This window comes from Pseudomonas machongensis, from assembly GCF_034961125.1.
Lineage (GTDB): Bacteria > Pseudomonadota > Gammaproteobacteria > Pseudomonadales > Pseudomonadaceae > Aquipseudomonas > Aquipseudomonas machongensis.
This window is the reverse complement of the sequence record NZ_JAYFUI010000192.1, coordinates 28,146-50,421: the sequence shown is the minus strand read 5'-3', so window position 1 is coordinate 50,421 and position 22,276 is coordinate 28,146. Positions and strand designations below refer to the sequence as shown.

20 protein-coding genes, 1 tRNA gene, 1 pseudogene and 1 riboswitch are annotated in these 22,276 nt (G+C 63.1%); of the genes and pseudogenes, 13 read left to right on the top strand and 9 right to left on the bottom strand.

Going from position 1 to position 22,276, the window contains the following annotated elements; all coding sequences use genetic code 11:
* Positions 1–128: 128 nt before the first annotated feature.
* Together VA602_RS26905 and VA602_RS24795 are read right to left on the bottom strand one after the other, a co-directional pair.
* Positions 129–1,178: pseudogene (locus VA602_RS26905) on the bottom strand (PDC sensor domain-containing protein); the annotation flags it as partial.
* A gap of 284 nt (positions 1,179–1,462) precedes the next feature.
* On the bottom strand, positions 1,463–2,815 hold the full coding sequence (locus VA602_RS24795; protein WP_323454612.1) for an APC family permease: 1,353 nt from the start codon (positions 2,813–2,815) through the stop codon (positions 1,463–1,465).
* 594 nt (positions 2,816–3,409) lie between these two features.
* Between VA602_RS24795 and VA602_RS24790 the strand changes: the two genes are divergently transcribed.
* Positions 3,410–4,918 (top strand): YdgA family protein, encoded by a 1,509-nt coding sequence (locus tag VA602_RS24790; protein ID WP_323454611.1) that lies wholly within the window; start codon positions 3,410–3,412, stop codon positions 4,916–4,918.
* A 261-nt stretch (positions 4,919–5,179) separates the two neighbouring features.
* Positions 5,180–6,238 carry a quinolinate synthase NadA gene (nadA, locus tag VA602_RS24785; RefSeq protein WP_323454610.1) on the top strand — a complete coding sequence of 353 codons (1,059 nt, stop codon included), beginning with the start codon at positions 5,180–5,182 and terminating at the stop codon, positions 6,236–6,238.
* Between the two features lie 94 nt (positions 6,239–6,332).
* On the opposite strand, the gene VA602_RS24780 is transcribed toward nadA, so the two are convergent.
* On the bottom strand, positions 6,333–7,766 hold the full coding sequence (locus VA602_RS24780) for a M48 family metalloprotease (protein WP_065862227.1): 1,434 nt from the start codon (positions 7,764–7,766) through the stop codon (positions 6,333–6,335).
* 119 nt (positions 7,767–7,885) lie between these two features.
* Between VA602_RS24780 and VA602_RS24775 the strand changes: the two genes are divergently transcribed.
* Both VA602_RS24775 and VA602_RS24770 read left to right on the top strand, forming a co-directional pair.
* Positions 7,886–8,125 (top strand): sulfurtransferase TusA family protein, encoded by a 240-nt coding sequence (locus tag VA602_RS24775; RefSeq protein WP_054890970.1) that lies wholly within the window; start codon positions 7,886–7,888, stop codon positions 8,123–8,125.
* 23 nt (positions 8,126–8,148) lie between these two features.
* Positions 8,149–9,219 carry an AI-2E family transporter gene (locus VA602_RS24770; protein ID WP_323454609.1) on the top strand — a complete coding sequence of 357 codons (1,071 nt, stop codon included), beginning with the start codon at positions 8,149–8,151 and terminating at the stop codon, positions 9,217–9,219.
* A 69-nt stretch (positions 9,220–9,288) separates the two neighbouring features.
* Here the strand turns inward: VA602_RS24770 and VA602_RS24765 are convergent, their stop codons facing one another.
* Both VA602_RS24765 and VA602_RS24760 read right to left on the bottom strand, forming a co-directional pair.
* On the bottom strand, positions 9,289–9,762 hold the full coding sequence (locus VA602_RS24765; protein ID WP_054890968.1) for a peroxiredoxin: 474 nt from the start codon (positions 9,760–9,762) through the stop codon (positions 9,289–9,291).
* A gap of 9 nt (positions 9,763–9,771) precedes the next feature.
* The gene (locus tag VA602_RS24760) at positions 9,772–10,329 is read right to left on the bottom strand and encodes a glycine cleavage system protein R (protein ID WP_054890967.1); all 558 of its coding nucleotides are present in this window, start codon (positions 10,327–10,329) and stop codon (positions 9,772–9,774) included.
* A gap of 260 nt (positions 10,330–10,589) precedes the next feature.
* Between VA602_RS24760 and dapA the strand changes: the two genes are divergently transcribed.
* From dapA to VA602_RS24730, 6 genes are all read left to right on the top strand, one after another.
* Positions 10,590–11,477 carry a 4-hydroxy-tetrahydrodipicolinate synthase gene (gene dapA / locus VA602_RS24755; protein ID WP_054890966.1) on the top strand — a complete coding sequence of 296 codons (888 nt, stop codon included), beginning with the start codon at positions 10,590–10,592 and terminating at the stop codon, positions 11,475–11,477.
* A 17-nt stretch (positions 11,478–11,494) separates the two neighbouring features.
* Positions 11,495–12,610 carry an outer membrane protein assembly factor BamC gene (gene bamC / locus VA602_RS24750; RefSeq protein WP_065862225.1) on the top strand — a complete coding sequence of 372 codons (1,116 nt, stop codon included), beginning with the start codon at positions 11,495–11,497 and terminating at the stop codon, positions 12,608–12,610.
* Positions 12,611–13,369: an MBL fold metallo-hydrolase gene (locus tag VA602_RS24745; protein ID WP_065862224.1), complete on the top strand. Its 759-nt coding sequence runs from the start codon at positions 12,611–12,613 to the stop codon at positions 13,367–13,369.
* Positions 13,370–13,398: 29 nt separating this feature from the next.
* Positions 13,399–14,109, top strand: coding sequence for a phosphoribosylaminoimidazolesuccinocarboxamide synthase (gene purC / locus VA602_RS24740; RefSeq protein WP_063545856.1), 711 nt, complete (start codon positions 13,399–13,401; stop codon positions 14,107–14,109).
* A gap of 91 nt (positions 14,110–14,200) precedes the next feature.
* Positions 14,201–14,290 (top strand) — tRNA-Ser (locus tag VA602_RS24735).
* 749 nt (positions 14,291–15,039) lie between these two features.
* The gene (locus tag VA602_RS24730) at positions 15,040–15,309 is read left to right on the top strand and encodes a DUF3077 domain-containing protein (protein ID WP_151925059.1); all 270 of its coding nucleotides are present in this window, start codon (positions 15,040–15,042) and stop codon (positions 15,307–15,309) included.
* 97 nt (positions 15,310–15,406) lie between these two features.
* On the opposite strand, the gene tcuC is transcribed toward VA602_RS24730, so the two are convergent.
* The 3 genes from tcuC to choX form a co-directional block, all read right to left on the bottom strand.
* Positions 15,407–16,699 (bottom strand): MFS transporter, encoded by a 1,293-nt coding sequence (gene tcuC, locus VA602_RS24725; RefSeq protein ID WP_323454608.1) that lies wholly within the window; start codon positions 16,697–16,699, stop codon positions 15,407–15,409.
* 158 nt (positions 16,700–16,857) lie between these two features.
* Positions 16,858–17,778 carry an alpha/beta hydrolase gene (locus VA602_RS24720; RefSeq protein WP_323454607.1) on the bottom strand — a complete coding sequence of 307 codons (921 nt, stop codon included), beginning with the start codon at positions 17,776–17,778 and terminating at the stop codon, positions 16,858–16,860.
* Positions 17,778–18,713, bottom strand: coding sequence for a choline ABC transporter substrate-binding protein (gene choX, locus VA602_RS24715; protein WP_151925058.1), 936 nt, complete (start codon positions 18,711–18,713; stop codon positions 17,778–17,780). The genes VA602_RS24720 and choX overlap by 1 nt, the downstream gene beginning before the upstream one ends.
* Before the next feature lie 323 nt (positions 18,714–19,036).
* On the opposite strand from choX, the gene hda reads away from it, so the two are divergent.
* The 3 genes from hda to VA602_RS24700 all read left to right on the top strand — a co-directional run bounded on the left by hda (position 19,037) and on the right by VA602_RS24700 (position 21,180).
* Entirely contained in the window at positions 19,037–19,741 is a 705-nt protein-coding gene (gene hda / locus VA602_RS24710; RefSeq protein WP_054890953.1) for a DnaA regulatory inactivator Hda, read from the top strand.
* 125 nt (positions 19,742–19,866) lie between these two features.
* On the top strand, positions 19,867–20,508 hold the full coding sequence (locus VA602_RS24705; RefSeq protein ID WP_054890952.1) for a C40 family peptidase: 642 nt from the start codon (positions 19,867–19,869) through the stop codon (positions 20,506–20,508).
* Positions 20,509–20,643: 135 nt separating this feature from the next.
* The gene (locus tag VA602_RS24700; RefSeq protein ID WP_063545853.1) at positions 20,644–21,180 is read left to right on the top strand and encodes a C40 family peptidase; all 537 of its coding nucleotides are present in this window, start codon (positions 20,644–20,646) and stop codon (positions 21,178–21,180) included.
* A 35-nt stretch (positions 21,181–21,215) separates the two neighbouring features.
* Here VA602_RS24700 and VA602_RS24695 read toward each other — a convergent pair whose 3' ends face one another.
* Positions 21,216–21,794, bottom strand: coding sequence for a hypothetical protein (locus VA602_RS24695; protein ID WP_323454606.1), 579 nt, complete (start codon positions 21,792–21,794; stop codon positions 21,216–21,218).
* Between the two features lie 136 nt (positions 21,795–21,930).
* A riboswitch (cobalamin riboswitch) is annotated at positions 21,931–22,150 on the top strand.
* Positions 22,151–22,276: the final 126 nt, after the last annotated feature.

Here is a 22,276-nt window from a genome sequence, read left to right as displayed (position 1 = left end):
TCGATCTCGCGATGCTGCAACTGCATGCCGGCACTGGTCTGGCTGGCGATGGCGGCCGACTGGTCAGCCGTGCCGCGTGCTTCGTGCAGCGACGCCTTGACCTGAGCGATTACCGGCTGGAGCTTGTCGAGGAAGCGGTTGAACCAGCCTGTCAGTTGGCCCAGTTCGTCGTCGCGGGCGTAGTCCAGGCGACGGGTCAGATCGCCCTCGCCGCTGGCGATATCGCGCAAGCGCTCGGCCACGGCAAGGATCGGCCGCGTCACGCCGCGCGCGGTCAGCCACACCAGCAGCAGGCCGAGCACGGCGGCGGCCAGGCCGATCAACAGGCTGCTGAGGTTTGCCTGCTGGTTGTGTGCGTCCAGGCGCTGGTTGACCGCCACGGCAGGGGCGCGCAGCACCGCTTCCGGCACTTCCAGCAGCACCTGCCAGGGCGCGGCGTCGGGGATCGGTGCGAACGGGTGGGCAACGCGCAGCATCCCGCCTTCCTGGCGCTCGACCGGCTGGCCGGCACGCATCGGTGCCAGCAGTTCGCGTACCGCCTCACCCAGCGCCTGCTCCAGGGGCTTGCTCAACTGGCTGGCGTCCTGGCTGTGTCCGGCCAGCAGGCCGACAGGGCTGACGATGCTGACCTGGCCCTGGCCTTCGAACAGCTCCTGGCGCCCGGCCAGGCTCAGTTGCTGCAGGTTGTCCAGGCCAATGTCCAGGCCGAGCACGCCGATCACCTTGCCGTTTTCCAGCAGTGGCAGGGCGATGCTGGTCATCAGTACCTGACGGCCGTTGACTTCGTCGAAGTACGGGTCGAGCACACAGGCCTTGGCCGTTTCCAGCGGGCAGGTCAGCCAGCGGTTGTAGGCTGAGCCGTTGGCGCCAACGCGGGTGTCGGCCAGCATCGATTCGGGCATCGCTTCGGAGGCGACCTCGCCGGAGCCTTCGCGTGACCAGTACAGCGAGAAGCGCCCTTGCTCGTTGCTGCCCAACTCGGCCTGGCCGCTGAAACGCGCGTCCTGATGCTCCAGAGCGTCCGGTTGAAATACCAGGTAGAGGCCGATCAGGTCGGGGTTGCTTGCCAGCGCGGCACCGGCTTCCTTGACCAGGTCGCTGCGCAATTGGTCACCGCCGCGTGCCCTGAGCACCTGCACCAGGCGGGCGAAACCGTTGCCGTACTGATAGGCGTCCATGAAATAGCGCTGGATGCGCAGCGACTGGGTCTCGGCGTGGGCCTGCAGGCGTAGCCGCGCGCTCTGGTCGAGCAACTCGGTGTTGGCAGTGAACACCTGTTCGGCGCTGCGCCGGGACTGGATCAGCGAAGTGGCGACCAGCAAGGCGACCACCGCCAGCAGACACAGGCCGGCAAGCAGGGTGATTTTCCACTGGATGGAGAGACGGCGCAGCGACATGGAGCGTTTCCTTCTCGATCAAGACAACGCCCGCGTTCAGGCGAGGGCGTTGTCGGCAGGGTGGTTCATTCGGCCACGTAGCTTGGCGGGGCGACGCGGAACGCCTTGGTCTGCCAGGCCAGGTACAGCACGCCGCACAATGCCCAGGCGCCGCCGAACGCCAGCGAATGCTCGTCCAGGTCGATCCACAGTACGGCGATGATGCAAAAGCCTATCGTCGGCAGCACCAGATACTTGAGGTTGTTGGTCAGGCCCTTGTTGCGCCGCTCGCGAACGTAGCAATGGTTGATGACCGACAGGTTGACGAAGCTGAAGGCCATCAGTGCGCCGAAGTTGATCACCGAGGTGGCGGTCACGAGGTCGAAGAAGATCGCCGACAGGGCGACCACACCCACCACCACGATGTTCAGCACCGGGGTGCGATAGCGCGGGTGCAGACGGGCGAACAGGCGGGCCGGGATCACCTTGTCGCGTCCCATCACGAACAGCAGGCGGGACACGCTGGCCTGGGACGCCAGGCCCGAGGCGATGGTGTTGATCACCGTGCAGGCGATGAACACCGACTGGAACAGCTTGCCACCGACGTACAGGGCGATTTCCGGCAGGGCCGCTTCATGATCCTGGAAGCGGTCCATGGTCGGAAAGTACGCCTGGATGAAGAACGACATGACGATGAACACCACGCCGCCGATCAGGGCGATCAGGAAGATCGCACGCGGGATGGTGCGCGCCGGGTCGCGGGTTTCTTCTGACAGGCAGGTGACGGCGTCGAAGCCCAGGAACGAGAAACACAGGATGGTTGCGCCGGCGACCAGTGCACTGAACTGCGTCTGTTCATCGGCGAACGGTGTCAGCGTCCAGGCCGTGCCCAACCCTTCGCCCTGGTGCAGGCCGCGCACGCAGAGGTAGACGAACACGGCCATGATCGCGATCTGCACCGCCACGAACAGGGTATTGAAGTTGGCCACCAGGTTGATGCTGCGCATGTTGACCAGGCTGATCAGGGTGACGAAGGCCACCACCCACACCCATGCCGGCACCTCGGGGAACATCGCCGACAGGTACAGCTTGGCCAACAGGGCGTTGACCATCGGCAGCAACAGGTAGTCGAGCAGCGACGACCAGCCGACCAGGAAACCTACATGTGGATTGATCGCACGTTGCGTGTAGGTGTAGGCCGATCCCGACTCCGGGAAACGCCGCACCAGCGTGCCGTAGCTCACGGCGGTGAACAGGATGCCCAGCAGGGCCAGGATGTAGGCGCTGGGCACGTGACCGGCGGTGATGCCGGAGACGATGCCGAAGGTGTCGAAGACGGTCATTGGCGCGATGTACGCCAGGCCGATGATCACTACCTGCCAGAGGCGCAGGGACTTGCGAAACTGCTCGTGACGGCTGGCAGGGTGCTCAGGCTGCATGCTGGCACTCCCGGCGATGACGGGGCGAGGCGGGCGACGGGCACGGCAAGGTCGGGCGGATGAGCTCCATGTTGTTCACCTTTTATAGCGGAGCGAAGGTTCGCGCGTGGGCGCGTGAGTCAGTACGGGCGAGGCCGGCGAAACGGCGGCGCCTGGGGGCAGGGGCGGACAGGCATGATGGCGGCGCGGTCTTTTTTTGGTGTGTAGGACGCGGAGCAAGGTGGGGAAAATAAAAGACGATTGGACGGTTGGGTGTCAAGTTAAACATGACAGAGTGATAGGTTTTCAGGTTTTTATCGGCTTTTTATCCACTCTTTAACCCTGTTATATGATTTTCACAGTAAAAACCAGATTTTGGTGTTCGTAAAATTTTACGATCTTTGTCGTGGGTCATGCCTCTTGTGGCGGTTTGATCAGTGAGGACAGATGTGCTCTGTGCAGTTGCCACCCGTCGGCAGTTGTAGGACGCGTCGCAAGTGCAGGAAAATCTCCCGGGCGAACACCGCGGCCGGCAAGCGACAGTGCTACGCTTGGCACCCCCGGTCGCGTGCTTCGCGCCACCATCAGCCCTATGGACAGCAATCGGTTCTATTCATGAAGAAATCAGTAGGCATCCTTTCCGGCCTGGCCGTCGCCATCGCCGTCGTCACCACTGCCGGCGCCTGGTACACCGGCAAACAGCTGCCGACGGAGCTGGAGCAGTCCATCGCCCGCGGCAACGCGGAGTTGCAGAAGGCGCTGGTCGGTACGGGTGGCACCATGACCATCGAGTTGGTCTCGCTTGACCAGCACCTGTTCACCAGCGACGCGCAGTACCGGCTCAAGGCCAACGACCTGCGCCTCGGCGAGGGTGAGCCGGTGAGCTTCGAGGTCGGTGTGATCGACCATATCGAGCATGGCCCTTTCCCTTGGTCGCGGGTCAAGGCGCTCAAGCTGCTGCCGGTGATGGCGGTCAGCAACAGCCAGTTGCAGAAGGATGACGGCACCGCATCGTGGTTTGCCGCTGCAGGCGACAAGTCGCCGGTGGTTGGCCAGGTCAGCCTGGGCTATGGCGGTGGCGTCGAGAGCGACATCCGGCTGGCGCCGGTGAAGCTGGACGAAGGTGATGGCAATGTCCTCGACTTCGCGGGCATGCGACTGGTGCTCAAAGGGGATCGTGAAGGCAAGGCGGTGGAAATCCACGGCAATGCCGAGCGCCTGGACATGACCCTGGTCGGTGATGATCATCCACCGGTCAAGTTGCAGTTCAACGGCTTCAAGATCGGTGGCGAGCTGACCAGTACCGGCCACGACATGATCTATGTCGGCCACCTGAACCTGCTGCTGGCCGATCTGCAAGCCACGCTCGGACCGAAGCAGGACGTGCTGGTGCTCAAGGGGCTGGAGCAGAACAGTCTGTACAGCGCCGAGGGCCAGGACAAGCTGGGTGGGCGCCTGGAGTACAAGGTGTCCGACATCACCTACGCCGGTCGCGCAGTGGGCAGCGGGCAGATGGTGCTGAGCATGAAGTCGGTGAACATGCCAGCCACTCAGGCACTGCTGGAGTGGTACCAGACCAAGGCGCCCGAGCTGCAGGAGGCCGCTGCCCGTGGCGAGGCGGTGCCGTCGCTGAACATGAGCCCGGAGGAGACCGCCAAGGTCCAGGGCGACCTGCAGAAATTGCTGGCCGACAAGCCGCAACTGGCGGTGGAAGACCTGTCGTTCAAGACGGCCAATGGCCAGAGCCACTTCAACCTGTCGCTGGACTTCGCCAATCCGACCTCCTTCGACCTGCCGCCGGACCAGTTCGCCAAGCAGCTGATCACACGCCTGCAGGGCAAGCTGTCGGTGTCCAAGCCAATGGTCGTGGATCTGGTGACGTTGCAAGCGTTGCTCGATGGCCAGAATGATCCTCAGGCCATTGCCCAGCAAGCCGGTCAGGCAGGCAACATGTTCGGCGTGATGGCGCTGCAGAGTGGGATGGCACTGGAAGAGGGCAACGATATCGTGTCGAAGCTGAACTATGCCGATGGGATGGTCGACTTCAACGGCAAGAAGATGACTGTCGAAGAGTTTGCCATGCTGATGAGCATGCACCTGGCAGCCTTGTCGCCGCAGGGCTGACGATTCCCGAAACGGCTTTGCGGGTAGGCCCGTTTCTGCAGTGCCAATGCACCTGTGGGAACGGGTTCTTCCGTGAACGCCCCATCCCTTTCAAAAACCCTTTTGCATTCCCCCGATTGCCTGTAGCCTTCGCCGTCCGATAATAACCCGCGCCCGCAGATGGGCCGCGATGGCCCGCCACTGCCGGCCATCCGGCACCATTAGCCGATCTGCCAGGGCCGGGTGGTACACTCGACTGACGCGCACGCAGGTCCAGCGATCATGACCCAGATTTCCGAACGTCTCCTGGTTCAAGCCCACCTTGACGCCAAGCAGCCCCATCCGCTGACGCCCTCGCAGGAGGCCGATTACCGTGCGGCCATCGCTGCCGAGCTCAAGGCACAGAACGCGGTTCTGGTTGCCCACTTCTACTGCGATCCGGTGATCCAGGCCCTGGCCGAGGAGACCGGTGGTTGCGTTTCCGACTCTCTCGAAATGGCCCGCTTCGGCAAGAACCATCCGGCTGACACCGTGGTGGTCGCTGGTGTGCGTTTCATGGGCGAGACCGCGAAGATCCTTACCCCGGAAAAGCGCATCCTGATGCCGACCCTGGAAGCTACCTGCTCCCTTGACCTGGGCTGCCCGGTAGAGGAGTTCTCGGCGTTCTGCGACCAGCACCCGGAGCGTACCGTGGTGGTTTACGCCAACACCTCGGCAGCGGTAAAGGCGCGCGCCGACTGGGTGGTGACCTCCAGCTGCGCGCTGGAGATCGTCGAGACCCTGATGGATAACGGTGAGACCATCATCTGGGGCCCGGACCAGCACCTGGGCCGTTACATCCAGAAGAAAACCGGCGCCGACATGTTGCTGTGGGATGGTGCCTGCATCGTTCACGAAGAGTTCAAGTCGCGCCAGTTGGCCGACATGAAGGCGCTGTATCCGGATGCCGCGATCCTGGTGCACCCGGAGTCGCCGGAGTCGGTGATCGACCTGGCCGATGCCGTGGGTTCGACCAGCCAGCTGATCAAGGCTGCGCAGACGCTGCCCAACAAGACCTTCATCGTCGCCACCGACCGCGGCATCTTCTACAAGATGCAGCAGCTGTGTCCGGACAAGGTATTCATCGAAGCGCCGACCGCCGGCAATGGCGCCGCCTGCCGCAGTTGCGCGCACTGCCCGTGGATGGCGATGAACACGCTGGAGCGCACGCTGGATTGCCTGCGCAAGGGCAGCAATGAAATCTTCGTCGAGCCGGCGCTGATTCCGCGTGCGATCAAGCCACTGAACCGGATGCTGGACTTTACCCAGGCGGCGCGTCTCAAGCTCTCCGGCAACGCCTGACGCCAGACCGCCGCTCCCTCAGTGAGTGATGCCCTCGCTCGCTGTGGGAGCGGGCTTGTCCCGCGATTGGGGCGCGCAGCGGCCCCTGTCCATATCAGCGCATCATGTCCTTGACCATCCGCTGCTGCTCCATGATCTCCCGCTGGCGCTGGTCGATCTGCGACGCCAGTGGGAAGTTGCTTCCCGCCCGGCGCTTGGCGTAGTCCAACTGCTGGATCGCCTGGTCGAAATCACCCACCAGCGTGAAGTACTCCGCTCGTGCCCGGTGCAGGCCAATCGTGTTGCCCGACAGGCCGCGCACCTCGGCCACCTCATACCAGACATCCGGATCGTCTGGCCGGTTTTTCACCAGGTCGTCCAGCACCTTTTCCGCCTCGGCCGGCTTGCTCTGCTTGACCAGCAGGTCGGCGCTCACCTGCTTGAGCGGGTAGTTGCCCGGATACAGCCCCTGCATGCGGGTGACTCGCTGCTGGGCATCGGCCAGGCGGTTGTTGGTGATGTCCAGGTCGATCTGCGCCAGGTTGTAGGTGATGTCGTTGGGCGCCTTGGCCAGCAGCGGCTTGAGGTTTTCCCGTGCCTCGTTCAACTGGCCACCCTTGATCTGCGCCAGGGCCAGGCCGTAGCGGGCTGCGTCAATGTTGGGGTTTTCGTCGAGCTGGGCACGGAAACGCTTGGCGGCAAGGCCAGGTGTGCCTTCGTAGGTGAGGGCAACACGGGCACGGATCAGTTGGTAGCGCAGGCTGTCCTCGACACCGCCCTTGGGCGCCTGTTCTGCGCGGTTGCGGGTGTCGGCGATACGCGATTCGGTGACCGGGTGAGTCAGCAGGAATTCCGGCGGCTTGGCGTCATAGCGATACTGGCGGGCCAGGCGTTCGAACATGCTCGGCATGTTGCGCGGGTCGTAGCCGGCCTTTTCCAGGTTGAGGATGCCGATGCGGTCGGCCTCCTGCTCGTTCTGCCGCGAGAAGCGCCGTTGCTCTTGCAGCGCCGCGGCCTGGGTGCCGGCGATCACGCCGATCCCGGCATCGCCACCACCACCGGCGGCCAGCACGATACCGGCCAGCAGCGCCGCCATCATCGGCAGTTGCATGCGCTGCTGGGCCTCGACACCGCGGGCGAAGTGGCGTTGCGACAAGTGCGCCAGTTCGTGGGCCAGCACCGAGGCGTACTCGCCTTCGGTCTGGGCGTTGAGGAACAGGCCGCCGTTGACCCCGACGATGCCGCCGGGCGCGGCGAAGGCGTTGAGTTCGCGGCTGTCGATCAGGATGAATTCCAGGCGTCGGTCCTGCAACTGGCTGGTCTCGGCCAGTTTGTACACGCTGGTCTCGACGTAGTCCTTGAGCTGCGGGTCATTGAGCTGGTTGACCTGGCCGCGCAGCAGGCTCAGCCAGGCACGGCCCAGGTCGTGCTCCTGTTTCGGCGAGACGATCGCAGAGCTGGCATCCCCCAGCGACGGCAGGTCGTCGGCATGGCCAGGAAGGGCCATCAGGCAGGCCAGCGTCAGCAGGGTGGGGCGCAGTAGATTCATGCAGAAGCTCGCGTCGATCAAAAACCCTTACTGTAGCCCGCTCGCACCTTGGCGACCAGTGGCGGTATCCTACCGACATCGTCTGCAACACCTTGTTGCGCCCGCCATGGAGACCTTTGATGATCGACACCCCGACCTGCGATGCTGAGCTCGACGCCAGCGGACTGAACTGTCCGCTACCGCTGCTCAAGGCGAAAATGGAGCTCAATCGCCTGGCCAGCGGCGCGGTCCTCAAAGTGGTGGCCACCGATGCCGGCTCGCAGCGTGACTTTCGCACTTTTGCCCAGCTTGCCGGTCATACGCTGCTTCGCGAAACGGCCGAGTCAGGGATCTACACCTATTGGCTACGCAAGGCCTGAGTCTTCTTTCCCAAGGATCGTCAATGTTCAAAGTGCTTCGCGACTGGATGCAGCGCTACTTTTCCGATGAGGAAGCGGTGGTGCTGGCGGTCCTGCTGTTCCTGGCCTTTACCGTGGTGCTCACGCTCGGTGGCATGCTCGCGCCGGTGCTGGCGGGCATGGTCCTGGCGTTTCTGATGCAGGGGCTGGTCAACGCCCTGGAGCGCTTCAAGGTGCCGACGCGCATGGCGGTGTGGTTGGTGTTCGCCCTGTTCATGAGTGCGCTGGGGGTGTTCCTGGTGGTGTTGGTGCCGTTGCTGTGGCACCAGTTGATCACCCTGTTCAATGAGTTGCCGGGCATGCTTGGCAAATGGCAATCGCTGTTGTTGTTGCTGCCCGAGCGCTATCCGCATCTGGTTTCGGACGAGCAGGTGCTGCGCGCCATCGAGTCGGTGCGCGGTGAGATCGGCAAGTTCGGCCAGTGGGCGCTGACGTTCTCGCTCTCCAGCCTGCCGCTGCTGGTCAACGCGATGATCTACCTGGTGCTGGTGCCGATCCTGGTGTTCTTCTTCCTCAAGGACCGCGAGATGATCGCCCGTTGGGTCAGCGGCTACCTGCCGCGCGAACGCAGGTTGCTGACCCGCGTGGGCGACGAGATGAATCGGCAGATCGCCAACTACATCCGCGGCAAGGGCATCGAGATCCTGATCTGTGGGATCGCCACCTATATCGCTTTCATCAGCCTGGGGCTCAACTATGCGGCCTTGCTGGCGCTGCTGGTGGGGTTGTCGGTGGTGGTGCCCTACGTGGGGGCGGTGGTGGTGACCGTGCCGGTGACCCTGATCGCGCTGTTCCAGTGGGGCTGGGGTGATCAGTTCATCTACCTGATGGCGGTGTACGCGATCATCCAGGCGCTGGATGGCAACGTGTTGGTGCCGCTGCTGTTCTCGGAGGCGGTAAGCCTGCACCCGGTGGCAATCATCTGCGCGGTGCTGCTGTTCGGTGGGCTGTGGGGGTTCTGGGGGATCTTCTTCGCCATTCCCCTGGCGACGCTGTTCAAGGCGGTGCTCGATGCCTGGCCGAGGCAGGAGCCTACGGTGGCGCCACTGCTGTAGGGGCGTAGCGTTCTTCTTCGCGGGCAAGTCGGAACGCCGAACTTGCCCGCGAAGCAATCCAAGGCGATATCAGGCCTTGTTCAGGGCCTGCGCTGCCGCCAGCACCGCATCCACATGCCCGGGCACCTTCACCCCGCGCCATTCCTGGCGCAGCACACCGTCCTTGTCGATCAGGAAGGTGCTGCGGTCCACGCCCAGGTATTCCTTGCCATACAGCTTCTTCAGCTTGATCACGTCGAACAGCTGGCACAGCGCCTCGTCCTTGTCGCTGATCAGCTCGAAGGTGAAGCCCTGCTTGGCCTTGAAGTTTTCGTGCGACTTGATGCCGTCACGCGAGACGCCCAGCACCACGGTGTTGGCAGCCTTGAAGGCTTCGTGCTGGTCACGGAAACCCTGGCCCTGGGTGGTGCAGCCCGGCGTGCTGTCCTTCGGGTAGAAGTACAGCACCACCTGCTGACCCTTGAGCGCGGACAGGCTGATGGTCTGGCCGCTGGTGGCCTGGGCCTGGAAGTCGGCAACGGGTTGGTCGATGGCAACGGCCATGGGAGCTCCTTAGACAGGGTTCTGTGGGCGCCAGGGTTCGATCAGGGCGTCCAGGTTCAGGGCGTCGGCGAAATCCAGGAACTGGTCGCGCAGCCAGCTGATCTGGGTGCCGGCCGGCAGGATCACGGTGAACTGGGCGTTGAGCATGCTGCTGCCAGTCTGCGGGGCGAGGTAGGTGTCGCAGGTCATCCCGTCGAGCTCGACGCGGTGGTCGAGGAAGAACTGGCACAGCTCGTTGATGATGTCCGGGCGATAAGCGGCGCTGACGTAGGCCACATAGGGCAGGGCCTGTGGGCGAACCTCCTGCTCGGCGCTGCGCACCACATCGAGGGTCAGGCCGTGCTTCTTGCCAAGGCCGGGCAGGGTGGTCTCAAGACGGGCCAGGGCATCCCAGCTGCCACCGACCTGCAGTACCAGGGCGCTGGTTTCGCCGTGGCGCGACAGGCGCGAGGTGACGACCGCGCAGCGGTTTTCGAAGGCCGCGCGGCTGAGGACGTTGGCAAGCTCCATGGGATTGGGGCCCAAGGCACTGATGACGAGGAATTGTTCGCGGGGGGCGGTGGACATGCAGCATTCCTAAAGCGATGAGCGGTCGGCGAAGGACGAGAGCTGGCCTCCCTGTCACCCGCATTCGCAGCCCTCTGGAGGGTGACGAAGTACAGGCGTGGAGCACTGTCGACGGCCCGGCGGGCCGCACTGCGCCGATCAAAGAATCAAGGGTAGCGAAAAGCGAGGCCGAGGGGAATGCTCCGCCCGCCAGCTTCGCTTGTGCAAGGTCGATGGCGCCAGTACCATTACCGCTCTCTTTTTCCGGCAGGAGCAGTTTCATGATCGCGGGCAGTATGGTGGCATTGGTCACACCCATGGATGCACAAGGGCGTCTGGATTGGGACAGCCTCGATAAACTGGTCGACTTCCACCTGGAAAAGGGCACCCACGCGATCGTAGCGGTCGGCACCACTGGCGAATCCGCCACGCTTGACGTCGAAGAGCACATCCTGGTCATCAAGCACGTGGTCGAGCGCGTCAAGCGCAGCGCCCGCCGCATCCCGGTGATCGCCGGCACCGGCGCCAACTCCACCGCCGAAGCCGTGCACCTGACGCAGAACGCCAAGAACGCCGGCGCCGACGCCTGCCTGCTGGTGGTGCCGTACTACAACAAGCCGACGCAAGAAGGCCTGTACCAGCACTTCAAGCACATCGCCGAAGCCGTCGACATCCCGCAGATCCTCTATAACGTGCCCGGCCGCACCTCCTGCGACATGCAGGCCGAGACCGTGATCCGCCTGTCGAAGGTCAAGAACATCATCGGCATCAAGGAAGCCACCGGCGACCTGGCCCGTGCCAAGGCCATCATCGAGGGCGTCGACAGCGACTTCATCGTCATGTCCGGCGACGACCCGACGGCCGTCGAGCTGATCCTGATGGGCGGCAAGGGCAACATTTCCGTCACTGCCAACGTCGCCCCGCGCGAAATGGCCGATCTGTGCGAGGCCGCCCTTGAGGGCAATGCCGAGAAGGCCCGCGCGATCAACGAAAAACTCATGCCGCTGCACAAAGACCTGTTCTGCGAAGCCAACCCGATCCCTGTGAAGTGGGCGCTGGTGGAAATGGGCCTGATGCACAAGGGCATTCGCCTGCCGCTGACCTGGCTGAGCGAAGGCTGTCACGAAAAAGTCCGTACTGCCTTGCGCCAGTCCGGCGTACTGGTTTAATCGAGGAAGTACACCGCATGAAGCGACTGGCTGGTCTTTCCGCGCTCGCCCTGATCATCTCCAGCACCAGCGGGTGCGGCTGGCTGTGGGGCGAGGATGGCTATTTCCGCGACCGCGGCAGCGATTACCTGCAGGCGCACCCGACTGCGCCGATGCAACTGCCGCCGGACGCCGCCAACGTCAAGCGTCTGGATCCGCTGCTGCCGATCCCGCGCAACGTGGCCGACGACAACGCCACCGGCGAGTTCGAAGTGCCGCGTCCGCAGCCGCTGTCGGCCAGCGCCGACGTCAGCGATTTCACCCTGCAGCGCAGCGGTGCCAACCGTTGGGTGCTGGCCCAGCGCTCGCCGGCCGAAGTCTGGCCGGTCGCGCGCCAGTACTTTGAAGACAATGGTTTCCGCATCGCCGAAGAGCGTCCGCAGACGGGTGAGTTCAACACCACCTGGCAGCGCTTCGATGAGCTGTCTGCCTCGCTCGGCCAGCGCCTGGCCAGCACCTCCAGCAGCCCGGACAGCGAAGTGCGCGTCCGTGTGCGCATGGAGCCCGGCGTGCAGCGCAACACCTCCGAGGTGTACGTGGTCAGCGTCGAGCGTCCGGCCGGCAGCACCGCCGAGCCTGGCTTCCCGAGCACGTCGAGCAACACCGGCGTCGACGCATTGCTGGTCGACGAGCTGCTGGCCAGCATGAACCGCAGCGCCGAGAAGGGCGGTTCGGTGTCGCTGCTCGCGGCGCGCGACTTCGACGCCCCAAGCCAGGTCAGCCTGAGCGAGGACGGCAGCGGCAACCCGGTGCTGTTCCTGGGCTCGGATCTGGACCGCGCCTGGTCTGGCGTAGGCCGCGCCCTGGAGCAGGGCGAATGGCGTGTCGAGGACATCAACCGCAGCCTGGGCCTGTACTACATCAACCTGTCCGAGAAACCCGAGGACAAGCAGAACGAGCCGGGCTTCTTCAGCCGCCTGTTCGGCAGCGCGCCGAGCAAGGAAGAGCGTGAGGCACGTGCCGAGCGCTACCAGGTTCGCTTGAGCAAGGTGGGCGAGTCGGTCCAGGTTACCGTCGAGAAGAACATCAACACCGTGGCCCCGGCCGATGTGGCCCGCCGCGTGCTGAGCGCGATCCAGGACCGTCTGGGCTAAGTGCGCTTCGCGGTACTGGGAAGCGGTAGCCAGGGAAATGGCACGCTGATCGCCAGTGACGATACCTTCGTCCTGGTCGATTGCGGGTTCTCCCTGCGCGAGACCGAGCGGCGCCTGGCGCTGCTCGGGGTATCGGCAGCACAACTGAGCGCCGTGCTGGTGACCCACGAACATGCCGACCACGTGCATGGCGTTGGGTTGCTGTCGCGGCGCTACAATGTACCGGTCTACCTCAGCCAAGGGACCTTGCGCGGCATGCGCAAGCCGGTGGAGGTCGCCGGTTTTCTCGGTTGTGGGGACGTACTGGACATCGGCAGCCTGCAGGTCAGTGCCGCGCGGGTCGAGCACGATGCGTTCGAACCCCTGCAATACGTGATCAGTGACGGGCGCCGGCGTTTCGGCATGCTCACCGACCTGGGCAGCTACGATACGTACCTGCTGGAGCGTTACCAGGGCCTCGACGCGTTATTGATCGAGGCCAATCACTGCCGTGACCTGCTCGCACGCGGGCACTACCCGTACTTTCTCAAGCAGCGGGTCGGCGGCAGCCAAGGACATCTGAACAACCACCAGGCTGCCAATCTGGTGGCCGAGCTGGGCTGGAAGCACCTGCAACACCTGGTGCTGGCCCACCTCAGCAGCAAGAACAACCTGCCACAACTGGCCCGTCAGTGCTTCGTCGACACCTTGGGGTGCGATCCGGACTGGCTCCAGGTGGCGAATCAGGAACACGGGCTCGACTGGCGCGAAATCGCCTAGCCCAACCACTCAAGCAAGCGGAGCCCATCATGGAAAAACGCGACGAACTCTACCGCGGCAAGGCCAAATCGGTTTACAAGACCGACGACGCCGACCGCTTGATCCTGCTGTTCCGTAACGACACCTCGGCGTTCGACGGCAAGCGCATCGAGCAGCTGGACCGCAAGGGCATGGTCAACAACAAGTTCAACGCCTTCATCATGCAGAAGCTCGAAGAGGCCGGCGTGCCGACCCAGTTCGACAAGCTGCTGGGCGACAACGAGTGCCTGGTCAAGAAGCTGGACATGATCCCGGTCGAGTGCGTCGTGCGTAACTACGCGGCCGGCAGCCTGGTCAAGCGCCTGGGCGTCGAGGAAGGCATTCAGCTGACCCCTTCGACCTTCGAGCTGTTCCTGAAGAACGACGAGAAGGGCGACCCCTTCATCAACGAATCCCACGTTGTCGCGTTCGGCTGGGGCACCGCCGAGCAACTGGTCGAGATGAAGAAGCTGTCGCTGAAGGTCAACGAAGTGCTGAGCAAGCTGTTCGATGACGCTGGCCTGCTGCTGGTCGACTTCAAGCTGGAGTTCGGCGTATTCCACGGCCAGATCGTCCTGGGCGACGAGTTCAGCCCTGACGGCTGCCGCCTGTGGGACAAGGAAACCCGCAAGAAGATGGACAAGGACCGCTTCCGTCAGGGGCTGGGCGATGTCATCGAAGCCTACGAAGAAGTCGCCAAGCGCCTGGGCGTGCCGCTGTAACCCGCACGCTCACGCAAGCGCCTGATACCACGCGAATTTTTTTCGAAAAAGGTTTGCCAGAAACGAAAACGCTGGTATGATGCGCGCCACTGGAGAGATGCCGGAGTGGTCGAACGGGACGGATTCGAAATCCGTTGTACTGGCAACAGTACCTAGGGTTCAAATCCCTATCTCTCCGCCATACATGAAAAGCCCCGCTGATGAGAATCAGCGGGGCTTTTTTATGGGAAAAATTTCGACGATAGGTAAGCTCAAGGCTCTGGAGCGTTTGCAGCATATATTAGCGCTTAAAATGGCTCCGCCGCCTTTCCATCGAATCCTACCAATCAGCTTTTCCTTATTCCCTGTAGTCCATTTCCCAAACATACTCCCACCGCCATTCCGCCATTGCAGTGCTCCAAACCGGCCTCTAGTCTCGCCGGGTCGTTGCCAATTCAACGACCGGCTTTGACAGGCCGCTTCGATCACTGAAACACGTGCAAGCGCTATGGCGGCTGTGCGTGGGGCACCTTCGTGTGCGCCGAGTTTCAGTGTCCTCGGTCTGTCAACCCGCGCACAGCTGCCACCTTCCTGTTTGACAGCGGGTGATGGCAGCCTCAATGACACTGAGGTGAGTATGCTGAAGATTGTCCCCGATCCACCCCCGCTCGAATATCCCACCCGTTCGCTCGAATTCCTTTTAAAACAGATTGCTCAGGATCTGGGTGTTGCCTTGAGCATTGCAGACCGACGATTGCCTTGTGTTTTGGGTCAGGAGCTGGCCGCGGCCAGAGGTCTGGTCAGGATGGCTTTGACCAGGATGCCAATAGATCGCTATGGGTCTTTGCCGATAGCGGCGACCCCATCGCGGGACCAGCCCGCTCCTACAGGTTGAGCGGTGTTCCCCAAGGTTGCGGTATGGCAACAGGGTGTCAATGGAGGAGAGCATCAATGAGCGATGTTGTGCAGGCACCAGTGACGCCGGGACTCACTGCATTCAGTGCTGGGGATGGTTCGGGGCGGCCACTCTTTCGCGTCGAGCAGGGTATTCCCTGCAAGCACGCTCGTGAGCATGCGTCGGAATTGCTCGGTAGCGTTAGGCGACTGACATTTTTGGGTGTCATGGAGAGCGACACCGACTTGGCCTGGGCAGGGTATTACCTGGCGGGTATGGCCAAAGCACTGCTGGATGACGCTGAGCTGGGAATGAACCAAGACTAAGCCGAAAGCGCGCCCGAGATTCTCGGGCGCGCTTTTTCAGTTATGCGGAGTTACTTTCCAGCGCTCTGCACAGCACTCGTAAGGATCCGTCACACCCTCAGGCAACGGCCGTGCTGCGGGCAGGCCGGCGGCGATACAGCACAAGCGTTGCAGTGAACGCACACAGCGCTGCAACCATCAGCCAGTAAGCCGGGGCGGCCTTGTCTGACGTGGCATGGATCGCCCAGGTGGACACCGCCGGGGTGAAGCCGCCGAACACCGCGGTGGCGAGGCTATAAGCCAGGGAGAATCCGGCAACGCGCACTTCGGTGGGCATGATTTCGGTCAGGGCAGGGATCAGTGCGCCGTTGTACATGCCATAGAGGCACGAGAACCACAGCAGCACCTCCAGCATGTGAGCGAAGCTGGGGGCCTGGGCCAGGTAGGACAGCGCAGGGTATGCCGTGAGTACGGTCAGCAGGGACATTGCCGCCAGCAGCGGTTTGCGTCCCAGGCGATCGCTCAATGTGCCGCCGATCGGCAGCCACAGGAAATTGGACACGGCGACCAGCAAGGTCACCATCAATGCATCACTGGTATCGAGCTGCAGTACGGTCTTGCCGAAGGTCGGGGCGTACACGGTGATCATGTAGAAGGCGGTGGTGGTCATGGCCACCATCAGCATGCCCAGGATCACCACCGATGCGTTGGCGCACAGTGTCTTGAACACCTGGCTCATGGTCGGGCGATGCTCGCGTTTGGCGAACTCTTCGGTCTCCTGCAAGTTGCGGCGCAGCAGGAAGATGCACGGGACGATCAGGCAGCCCACGGCAAACGGAATCCGCCATCCCCACTGGGACAACTCCTCGGCGGACAACCACTGATTCAAGCCATAGCCCAGGGCCGCGGCAACCATGATGGAGACCTGCTGGCTGGCCGATTGCCAACTGGCGTAGAAGCCTTTGCGCCCGGGCGTGGCCATCTCCGCCAGGTAAACAGAGACGCCGCCGAGCTCGGCACCGGCCGAGAACCCCTGCAGCAGCCTGCCGAGCAATACCAGGGCGGGCGCCCACAGGCCGATGCTGGCGTAGCCGGGCACGAACACGATCAGCAAGGTACCGCTGGCCATGATCGCCAAGGTCACGATCAGGCCTTTGCGTCTGCCGACGTCATCGATGTAGGCGCCGAGGATGATCGCCCCCAGCGGGCGCATCAGAAAGCCTGCGCCGAATACGGCGAAGGTCATCATCAATGAGGCGAATTCGTTGCTTGCAGGGAAGAACGCGGCAGCGATCTGGGTGGCGTAGAAACCGAAGAGGAAGAAGTCGAACTGTTCGAGAAAATTGCCGGAGGTCACCCGGAAGACTCTTCCGGCTTTGGACGGTGCTTTGGCAGGGAGGGGGGGATTCATCACATGCTCCAGCTATTCAGCGAATCTTTGTAAGAGGTTGTAACTAAAGATTCTTGCAGAAAGAGCATGGGTCAAAACATGAAACTTTCATTAGGTAGGCGCTTCCCTCACGGGACGAGCCTGCGCCTGCAGGTCGGGCGGTCCCGGTAAAAGGGGCGTCAATCGAGGCTGTTCCTGAGCGCTGCAAACAGCGCCTCGTACAGTGCCTCCACCTCCGGCAACCCCCTGGCCCGCAGGCAGCCATGGACCAACCCATGGCCTGGGAAGTCATCGACCGCCACTCCGTCGTCTCTCAACCGTTGTGCATAGCGCAGGCCGTCATCGCGCAGTGGGTCGAACTCGGCCACGGCAATGAAAGCGGGCGCCAGCCTCGTGAGGTCGCGGGCGAGCAATGGCAGCGCCAGCGGGCTGAGAGTAGTGGAGGGCAGGTAGGCGTTCAGGCAGGCGCGCATGTCGTCGACAGACAACAGCGGTGCATCGGCACACTCGCGTCGCGACACGCTGTCCTCATCACCCAGCGCGGGATAGATCAGCGCCTGCATGCGCGGCTGCGGCTCATCCGCTTCACGCAGTGCCAGGCACAGGGCAGCGGCGAGGTTGCCCCCGGCGCTGTCGCCGATGGCTGCCAGTCGCGTGGGGGCGACCGGTACACCCAGCGCGCCATCGCGCAGGGCGCGCCAGACGGCGAGGCTGTCGTGCAGGGCGGCGGGGAAGGGCTGTTCCGGCGCGAGTCGGTAATCCACCGCGACCACCGCCACTCCCAAGCGCGCCGTCAGTTCGGCGCAGAAGAACGCGTGTGAGTCGAGCCCGCCGAGCATCCAGCCGCCGCCATGCATAAATAGCAGCGCTGGCCAGCCTCCGGCCGGTGCTGCTTGTGCCGGTTGGAACACGCGCAAGGGCACCAGTCCCGGCATATTCAGATCTCGCACCTGCACGCCTTCCGGGCATGGCGGGGTGAAGGCTGCGGCCATGCGCGAATAGGCCGCGCGCTGGGCTGCCAGTGCAGGATCGGCCACGCTGAAGGCGCGGGTCCGTTCGATGAAGGCCTGCATGCCGGCCGAGAGAGGGTAGCGCTGCATTACTGTTGCGCGACCAATGCCGCATTGGCGGGCTTGCCGTCGAACGTGGTCACGCCTTCGAGCCAGGCCGAGACCTGCTCGGGATGCGCCTTGAGCCAGTCTCGAGCGGCATCGAGCGGCGCTTTGCGGTCGAGGATCGGCTCCATGACCTGGCTGACCCCTTCGCTGGTAAAACGCAGGTTGTGCAGCAACTTGGCGACGTTGCCGCATTGTTGCTGGTAACCGGCTGAGGTCATGATCGAGACCGTGGCCGAGCCTTCGTTGGGGCCGAAGGCATCGTCGCTGCCGGAGAGGTAGCGCATGTCGATCTGCAGGTTCATCGGATGCGGCTTCCAGCCGGCGAACACCACCCACTCGTTCTTCTGCACGGCACGCTTGACCGCCGTCAGCATGCCGGCCTCGCTGGACTCGATGCCCTTGAAACCCTTCAGGCCGAATTTGTCTTCGGCGATCATCTGTGCGGTGATGCGGTTCATGCCGCTGCCCGGTTCGATCAGGTACAGCTGGTTCTTGAGCTTGTCGCGAAACCTGGCGATGTCGGCGAAGGTCTTCAGGCCCGCGTCGTAGGCGTAGGCGGGCACGGCATAGGTGGACTGTGCATCGGCGAGGGTGGCGGGGCTGATCACGTCGATCTGCTGTTTGTCCAGGAAGGGCTTGGCCACCGATTGCATGGTTGGCTGCCAGTAACCGAGAAACACATCGAGGCGTTTCTCCGCCATGCCGGCCAGGATGATCTGCTGCGAGGCGCTGGTCTGCTTGACCTTGTAGCCCAGGCTGTCGAGCAGGGCTTCGGCGACGGCGCTGCTGGCGACGACGTCGGTCCAGTTCACCGAGCCCATGCGCACGTTCTGACAAGCGGCGGGTTCTGCGCCCCAGCTGGCTGCGCTGATACCCAGGAGTGCGGCGCAGGTGGCCGCCTTGATCGATCGCTGCATGACGTTTTCCCCTCAGGAGACGGTGATTATCGTTGTTATGTCATGACGCCCCGCGCGGCGGTGGCTGCCGTTCAGGTTATGAGCCGGGCGAGTGGAAAAATCGCACCCAGGCGACCTGCTTTTGCACCCAGGCGACTTCGAGTCTGGCACGCTAATGGGCGGGGCGCGTGGCCGAGGTGATCCTCTGATTGCTCAAAAATCACGCAACCTGTTGATTTTACTTGCGCTATTCCCTTCCCCGATTGTGCCGCCCGCGCTGCGGGTATAGACTTTGCGCACTCTTCACCAAAGGCCCCCTTTGGTCCTCGCGACCGCCAGCCAGCATGAAACCAATCCAGTTGCCCCTGGGTGTGCGCCTGCGCGATGACGCCACCTTCATCAACTACTATCCGGGCGCCAATGCCGCGGCACTGGGCTATGTCGAGCGGCTGTGCGAAGCCGACGCGGGCTGGACCGAGAGCCTCATCTATCTGTGGGGCAAGCAGGGCGCAGGGCGCACCCACCTGCTGCAGGCTGCCACCCACCGTTTCCAGCAACTGGGCGAGCCCGCCGTCTACCTGCCGTTGGCGCAGTTGCTCGACCGAGGCGTGGAGTTGCTCGACCATCTGGAGCAGTACGAGCTGGTGTGCATCGACGACCTGCACGTCATTGCCGGGAAGGCCGACTGGGAAGAGGCGATGTTCCATCTGTTCAATCGCCTGCGTGACAGCGGCAGGCGCCTGCTGCTGGCGGCCTCGAGTTCGCCGCGTGAGCTGCCGATCAAGCTCGCCGACCTCAAGTCACGGCTCACCCTGGCACTGATTTTCCAGATGCGTGGCCTGTCCGACGAAGACAAGCTGCGTGCCTTGCAATTGCGCGCCTCGCGCCGTGGTTTGCACCTGACCGATGAGGTCGGGCACTTCATTCTCACCCGTGGAACGCGCAGCATGAGTGCACTGTTCGATCTGCTCGAACGCCTCGACCAGGCCTCGCTGCAAGCCCAGCGCAAGTTGACCATTCCCTTCCTCAAGGAAACCCTCGGCTGGTAACGCTGAAAACACCGAGCCAGAGCGGCAAAACGCAAAAGTCACATTTTTTTCGATAAAATTTGCAAATAGGTCCGATAGAAGGCATAGTTTCCCCCTTCTAAAGGATTACAGACACGGTCGTGCCCATGCTCAAGCGCTTCGCACCCCTCGTGCCACTCGCACTCGTGACCCTGCTTTTTGGCTGCGCGGCCCAAGGCCCGATTTCCCAGCCCCAGGATCATCCATCGGTCACCGCGCAAACCGCGGTCAAGGCCAAGGCTTCGCATTCGTCGGTATTCGATGAAGAAGACCTCGCCACCGATGAAGACCTTCAAGCCTTCTCCAGCAATAGCAAGCCCTACCAGCTGCCCGTCCTTGCAGACAGCATTCTGGAGCGTGGCATGTCGCTGATCGGCACCCGTTATCGTTTCGGCGGTACTTCCGAGCAGTCCGGCTTCGATTGCAGCGGCTTCATCGGCTACCTGTTCCGCGAAGAGGCCGGCATGAACCTGCCGCGCTCGACCCGCGAGATGATCAACGTCGATGCCCCCAAGGTCGCACGCAACAAGCTCAAGCCGGGTGACCTGCTGTTCTTCAGCACCAACGGCCGTGGCCGTGTCAGCCATGCCGGCATCTACCTGGGTGACAACCAGTTCATCCACTCCAGCAGCCGCCGCAGCGGTGGTGTGCGCATCGACAACCTCGGTGACCGTTACTGGAGCAAGACCTTCATCGAAGCCAAGCGTGCCTTGGCCATGGCGCCGACCACCACCCTGTCGCGCAACTGATATCAAAATGCTGTATCCTCGCACGGCGGCGTAGCTGAAAAGCTAGCCGCCGTGCGCATTTACGAATAGCGTCTAATCTAAATCCTTAACTCTTTTTTCGGCTGCGGCCGATTGGTCTCAGACAGGTTCTGACCCATGGCGATGATGACGCGCTTCGCATTCCTTTCCCTGGTGGCACTGCTTGCCGCCTGTTCCAGCCGTGCTCCGGCACCGGCACCTGTGGCCAAGCCGCAGATCACCTTCATCGACCAACCGTCCTCGTCGCCTGTGGCTGACGATGTGTTGATCCGTGCCATCGGTCTGGTCGGCACCCCGTACCGCTGGGGCGGCAACACGCCGGATTCGGGTTTCGATTGCAGTGGGCTGATCGGTTATGTGTACCGCGACGCGGCGAACATCAACCTGCCACGCTCGACCCGCGAGATGATCGTCATGCGTGCACCGACCGTGGACATCAATTCGCTGCAATCCGGTGACTTGGTGTTCTTCGCCACCGGCGGTGGCTCGCAGGTGAGCCATGCCGGGATCTACGTGGGGGAGGGGCGCTTCGTGCATGCGCCGTCCACCGGCGGTACGGTGCGCTTGGACTACCTGTCGAACAGCTACTGGTCCAAGGCCTATTTGCAGGCCAAGCGGGTGTTGGCGCCGGGGCATCTGGCGCAGAATCCCTGAGATTGCCGGGGCTGCGCAGCCGCCCCGGCGCACGTTCAAGCCTGCTTGAGCAACAACGCCACACCCGGGTGGTATTGCCCTGACTCGTTATGCAGCTTGCGGTACGCATACGGGAAGTACCAGGCAATCGCGCAGGCCGTGTTCTTGTTCAAGTCATCGACCATATCCTGTAGTTCCTCGGGGCTTGCATGCTGCCCCGCCTTCCACGGGCTGACAAACAGCGCCCCGGCCTTGAGCTGGCTGGGATAGGCTGCCAGCCGCGCCAACGTCGCCGCCTCCTGCAGGGCGCCCGCCAGGTCCAGGCGGGCGATCTTCGGCCAGCGCTGCTCAGTGTGCAGATGAATGGATTGTTCGGCGCCGGCAATCGACAGGTCGCAGCGCCCTTCGCGCTCGCCTTCGTCACGCTGCTTCTTGCTCTGATAGTGCTGCAACGCCACCAGCTCGGCCTGCCAGGCAGCGGCGGCGAGGATACCGGCATTGGCCTGGGCGCCGTGCCAATAGGGCGCATCGCCGTCGCCATGGATCTGGTTGAAGCGGTCGATGCAGTCGATCCAGCGCTCCAGGGCCGGGCGCAGGAATTCCAGGTGCGGGTTGGTGATGATCAAGCCTTGCATGCCGCGCTCTCCTTTTATTATGGTCGCGTACAGCCGGTGATGGCTATGTGATATCACTGCTTCAATAGTGAGACAAGCATCCAGATCAACCGTTCATCGTCCGCGTTTAATTGACGCTCCCTGTGCAACCCTCTAACCTTCGCGGCGTGTTTCAGGTGCTCTGCGGATCAGCTCCGGCAGGGTGAAACTGGGAAGCCGGTGGGCGCCAGCAGGGCGCGAATCCGGCGCTGCCCCCGCAACGGTAGGTGAGTCAAGGCCGCGCAAGGCCACTGGGTGTCCGCACCCGGGAAGGCGCGCGGTTTCGGGCCAAGGCCCGGCTCACGAGCCCGGAGACCGGCCTGTCACTGTCAACGGCATCACGGAGGGTGATGCGCGCTGCCCCGTGGTATCGCCACGGCCTTTGCGCGCTCCCTTCGCCTGCCTGCCTTGTTTATCTGTCGTTGCCTGGTGCCCGCCCGCGAGTGCCCGACCGGCGCGTCGAC

Excerpts from the sequence above, each read along its gene's own strand:
- hda (WP_054890953.1), top strand. The coding sequence starts at position 19,037 with ATGAAACCAATCCAGTTGCCCCTGGGTGTGCGCCTGCGCGATGACGCC.
- VA602_RS24790 (WP_323454611.1), top strand. The coding sequence starts at position 3,410 with ATGAAGAAATCAGTAGGCATCCTTTCCGGCCTGGCCGTCGCCATCGCC.
- dapA (WP_054890966.1), top strand. The coding sequence starts at position 10,590 with ATGATCGCGGGCAGTATGGTGGCATTGGTCACACCCATGGATGCACAA.
- choX (WP_151925058.1), bottom strand. The coding sequence starts at position 18,713 with ATGCAGCGATCGATCAAGGCGGCCACCTGCGCCGCACTCCTGGGTATC.
- bamC (WP_065862225.1), top strand. The coding sequence starts at position 11,495 with ATGAAGCGACTGGCTGGTCTTTCCGCGCTCGCCCTGATCATCTCCAGC.
- VA602_RS24695 (WP_323454606.1), bottom strand. The coding sequence starts at position 21,794 with ATGCAAGGCTTGATCATCACCAACCCGCACCTGGAATTCCTGCGCCCG.
- VA602_RS24780 (WP_065862227.1), bottom strand. The coding sequence starts at position 7,766 with ATGAATCTACTGCGCCCCACCCTGCTGACGCTGGCCTGCCTGATGGCC.
- VA602_RS24720 (WP_323454607.1), bottom strand. The coding sequence starts at position 17,778 with ATGCAGCGCTACCCTCTCTCGGCCGGCATGCAGGCCTTCATCGAACGG.
- VA602_RS24700 (WP_063545853.1), top strand. The coding sequence starts at position 20,644 with ATGGCGATGATGACGCGCTTCGCATTCCTTTCCCTGGTGGCACTGCTT.
- VA602_RS24705 (WP_054890952.1), top strand. The coding sequence starts at position 19,867 with ATGCTCAAGCGCTTCGCACCCCTCGTGCCACTCGCACTCGTGACCCTG.
- VA602_RS24795 (WP_323454612.1), bottom strand. The coding sequence starts at position 2,815 with ATGCAGCCTGAGCACCCTGCCAGCCGTCACGAGCAGTTTCGCAAGTCC.
- VA602_RS24760 (WP_054890967.1), bottom strand. The coding sequence starts at position 10,329 with ATGTCCACCGCCCCCCGCGAACAATTCCTCGTCATCAGTGCCTTGGGC.
- VA602_RS24765 (WP_054890968.1), bottom strand. The coding sequence starts at position 9,762 with ATGGCCGTTGCCATCGACCAACCCGTTGCCGACTTCCAGGCCCAGGCC.
- VA602_RS24775 (WP_054890970.1), top strand. The coding sequence starts at position 7,886 with ATGATCGACACCCCGACCTGCGATGCTGAGCTCGACGCCAGCGGACTG.
- purC (WP_063545856.1), top strand. The coding sequence starts at position 13,399 with ATGGAAAAACGCGACGAACTCTACCGCGGCAAGGCCAAATCGGTTTAC.
- VA602_RS24730 (WP_151925059.1), top strand. The coding sequence starts at position 15,040 with ATGAGCGATGTTGTGCAGGCACCAGTGACGCCGGGACTCACTGCATTC.
- tcuC (WP_323454608.1), bottom strand. The coding sequence starts at position 16,699 with ATGAATCCCCCCCTCCCTGCCAAAGCACCGTCCAAAGCCGGAAGAGTC.
- VA602_RS24770 (WP_323454609.1), top strand. The coding sequence starts at position 8,149 with ATGTTCAAAGTGCTTCGCGACTGGATGCAGCGCTACTTTTCCGATGAG.
- nadA (WP_323454610.1), top strand. The coding sequence starts at position 5,180 with ATGACCCAGATTTCCGAACGTCTCCTGGTTCAAGCCCACCTTGACGCC.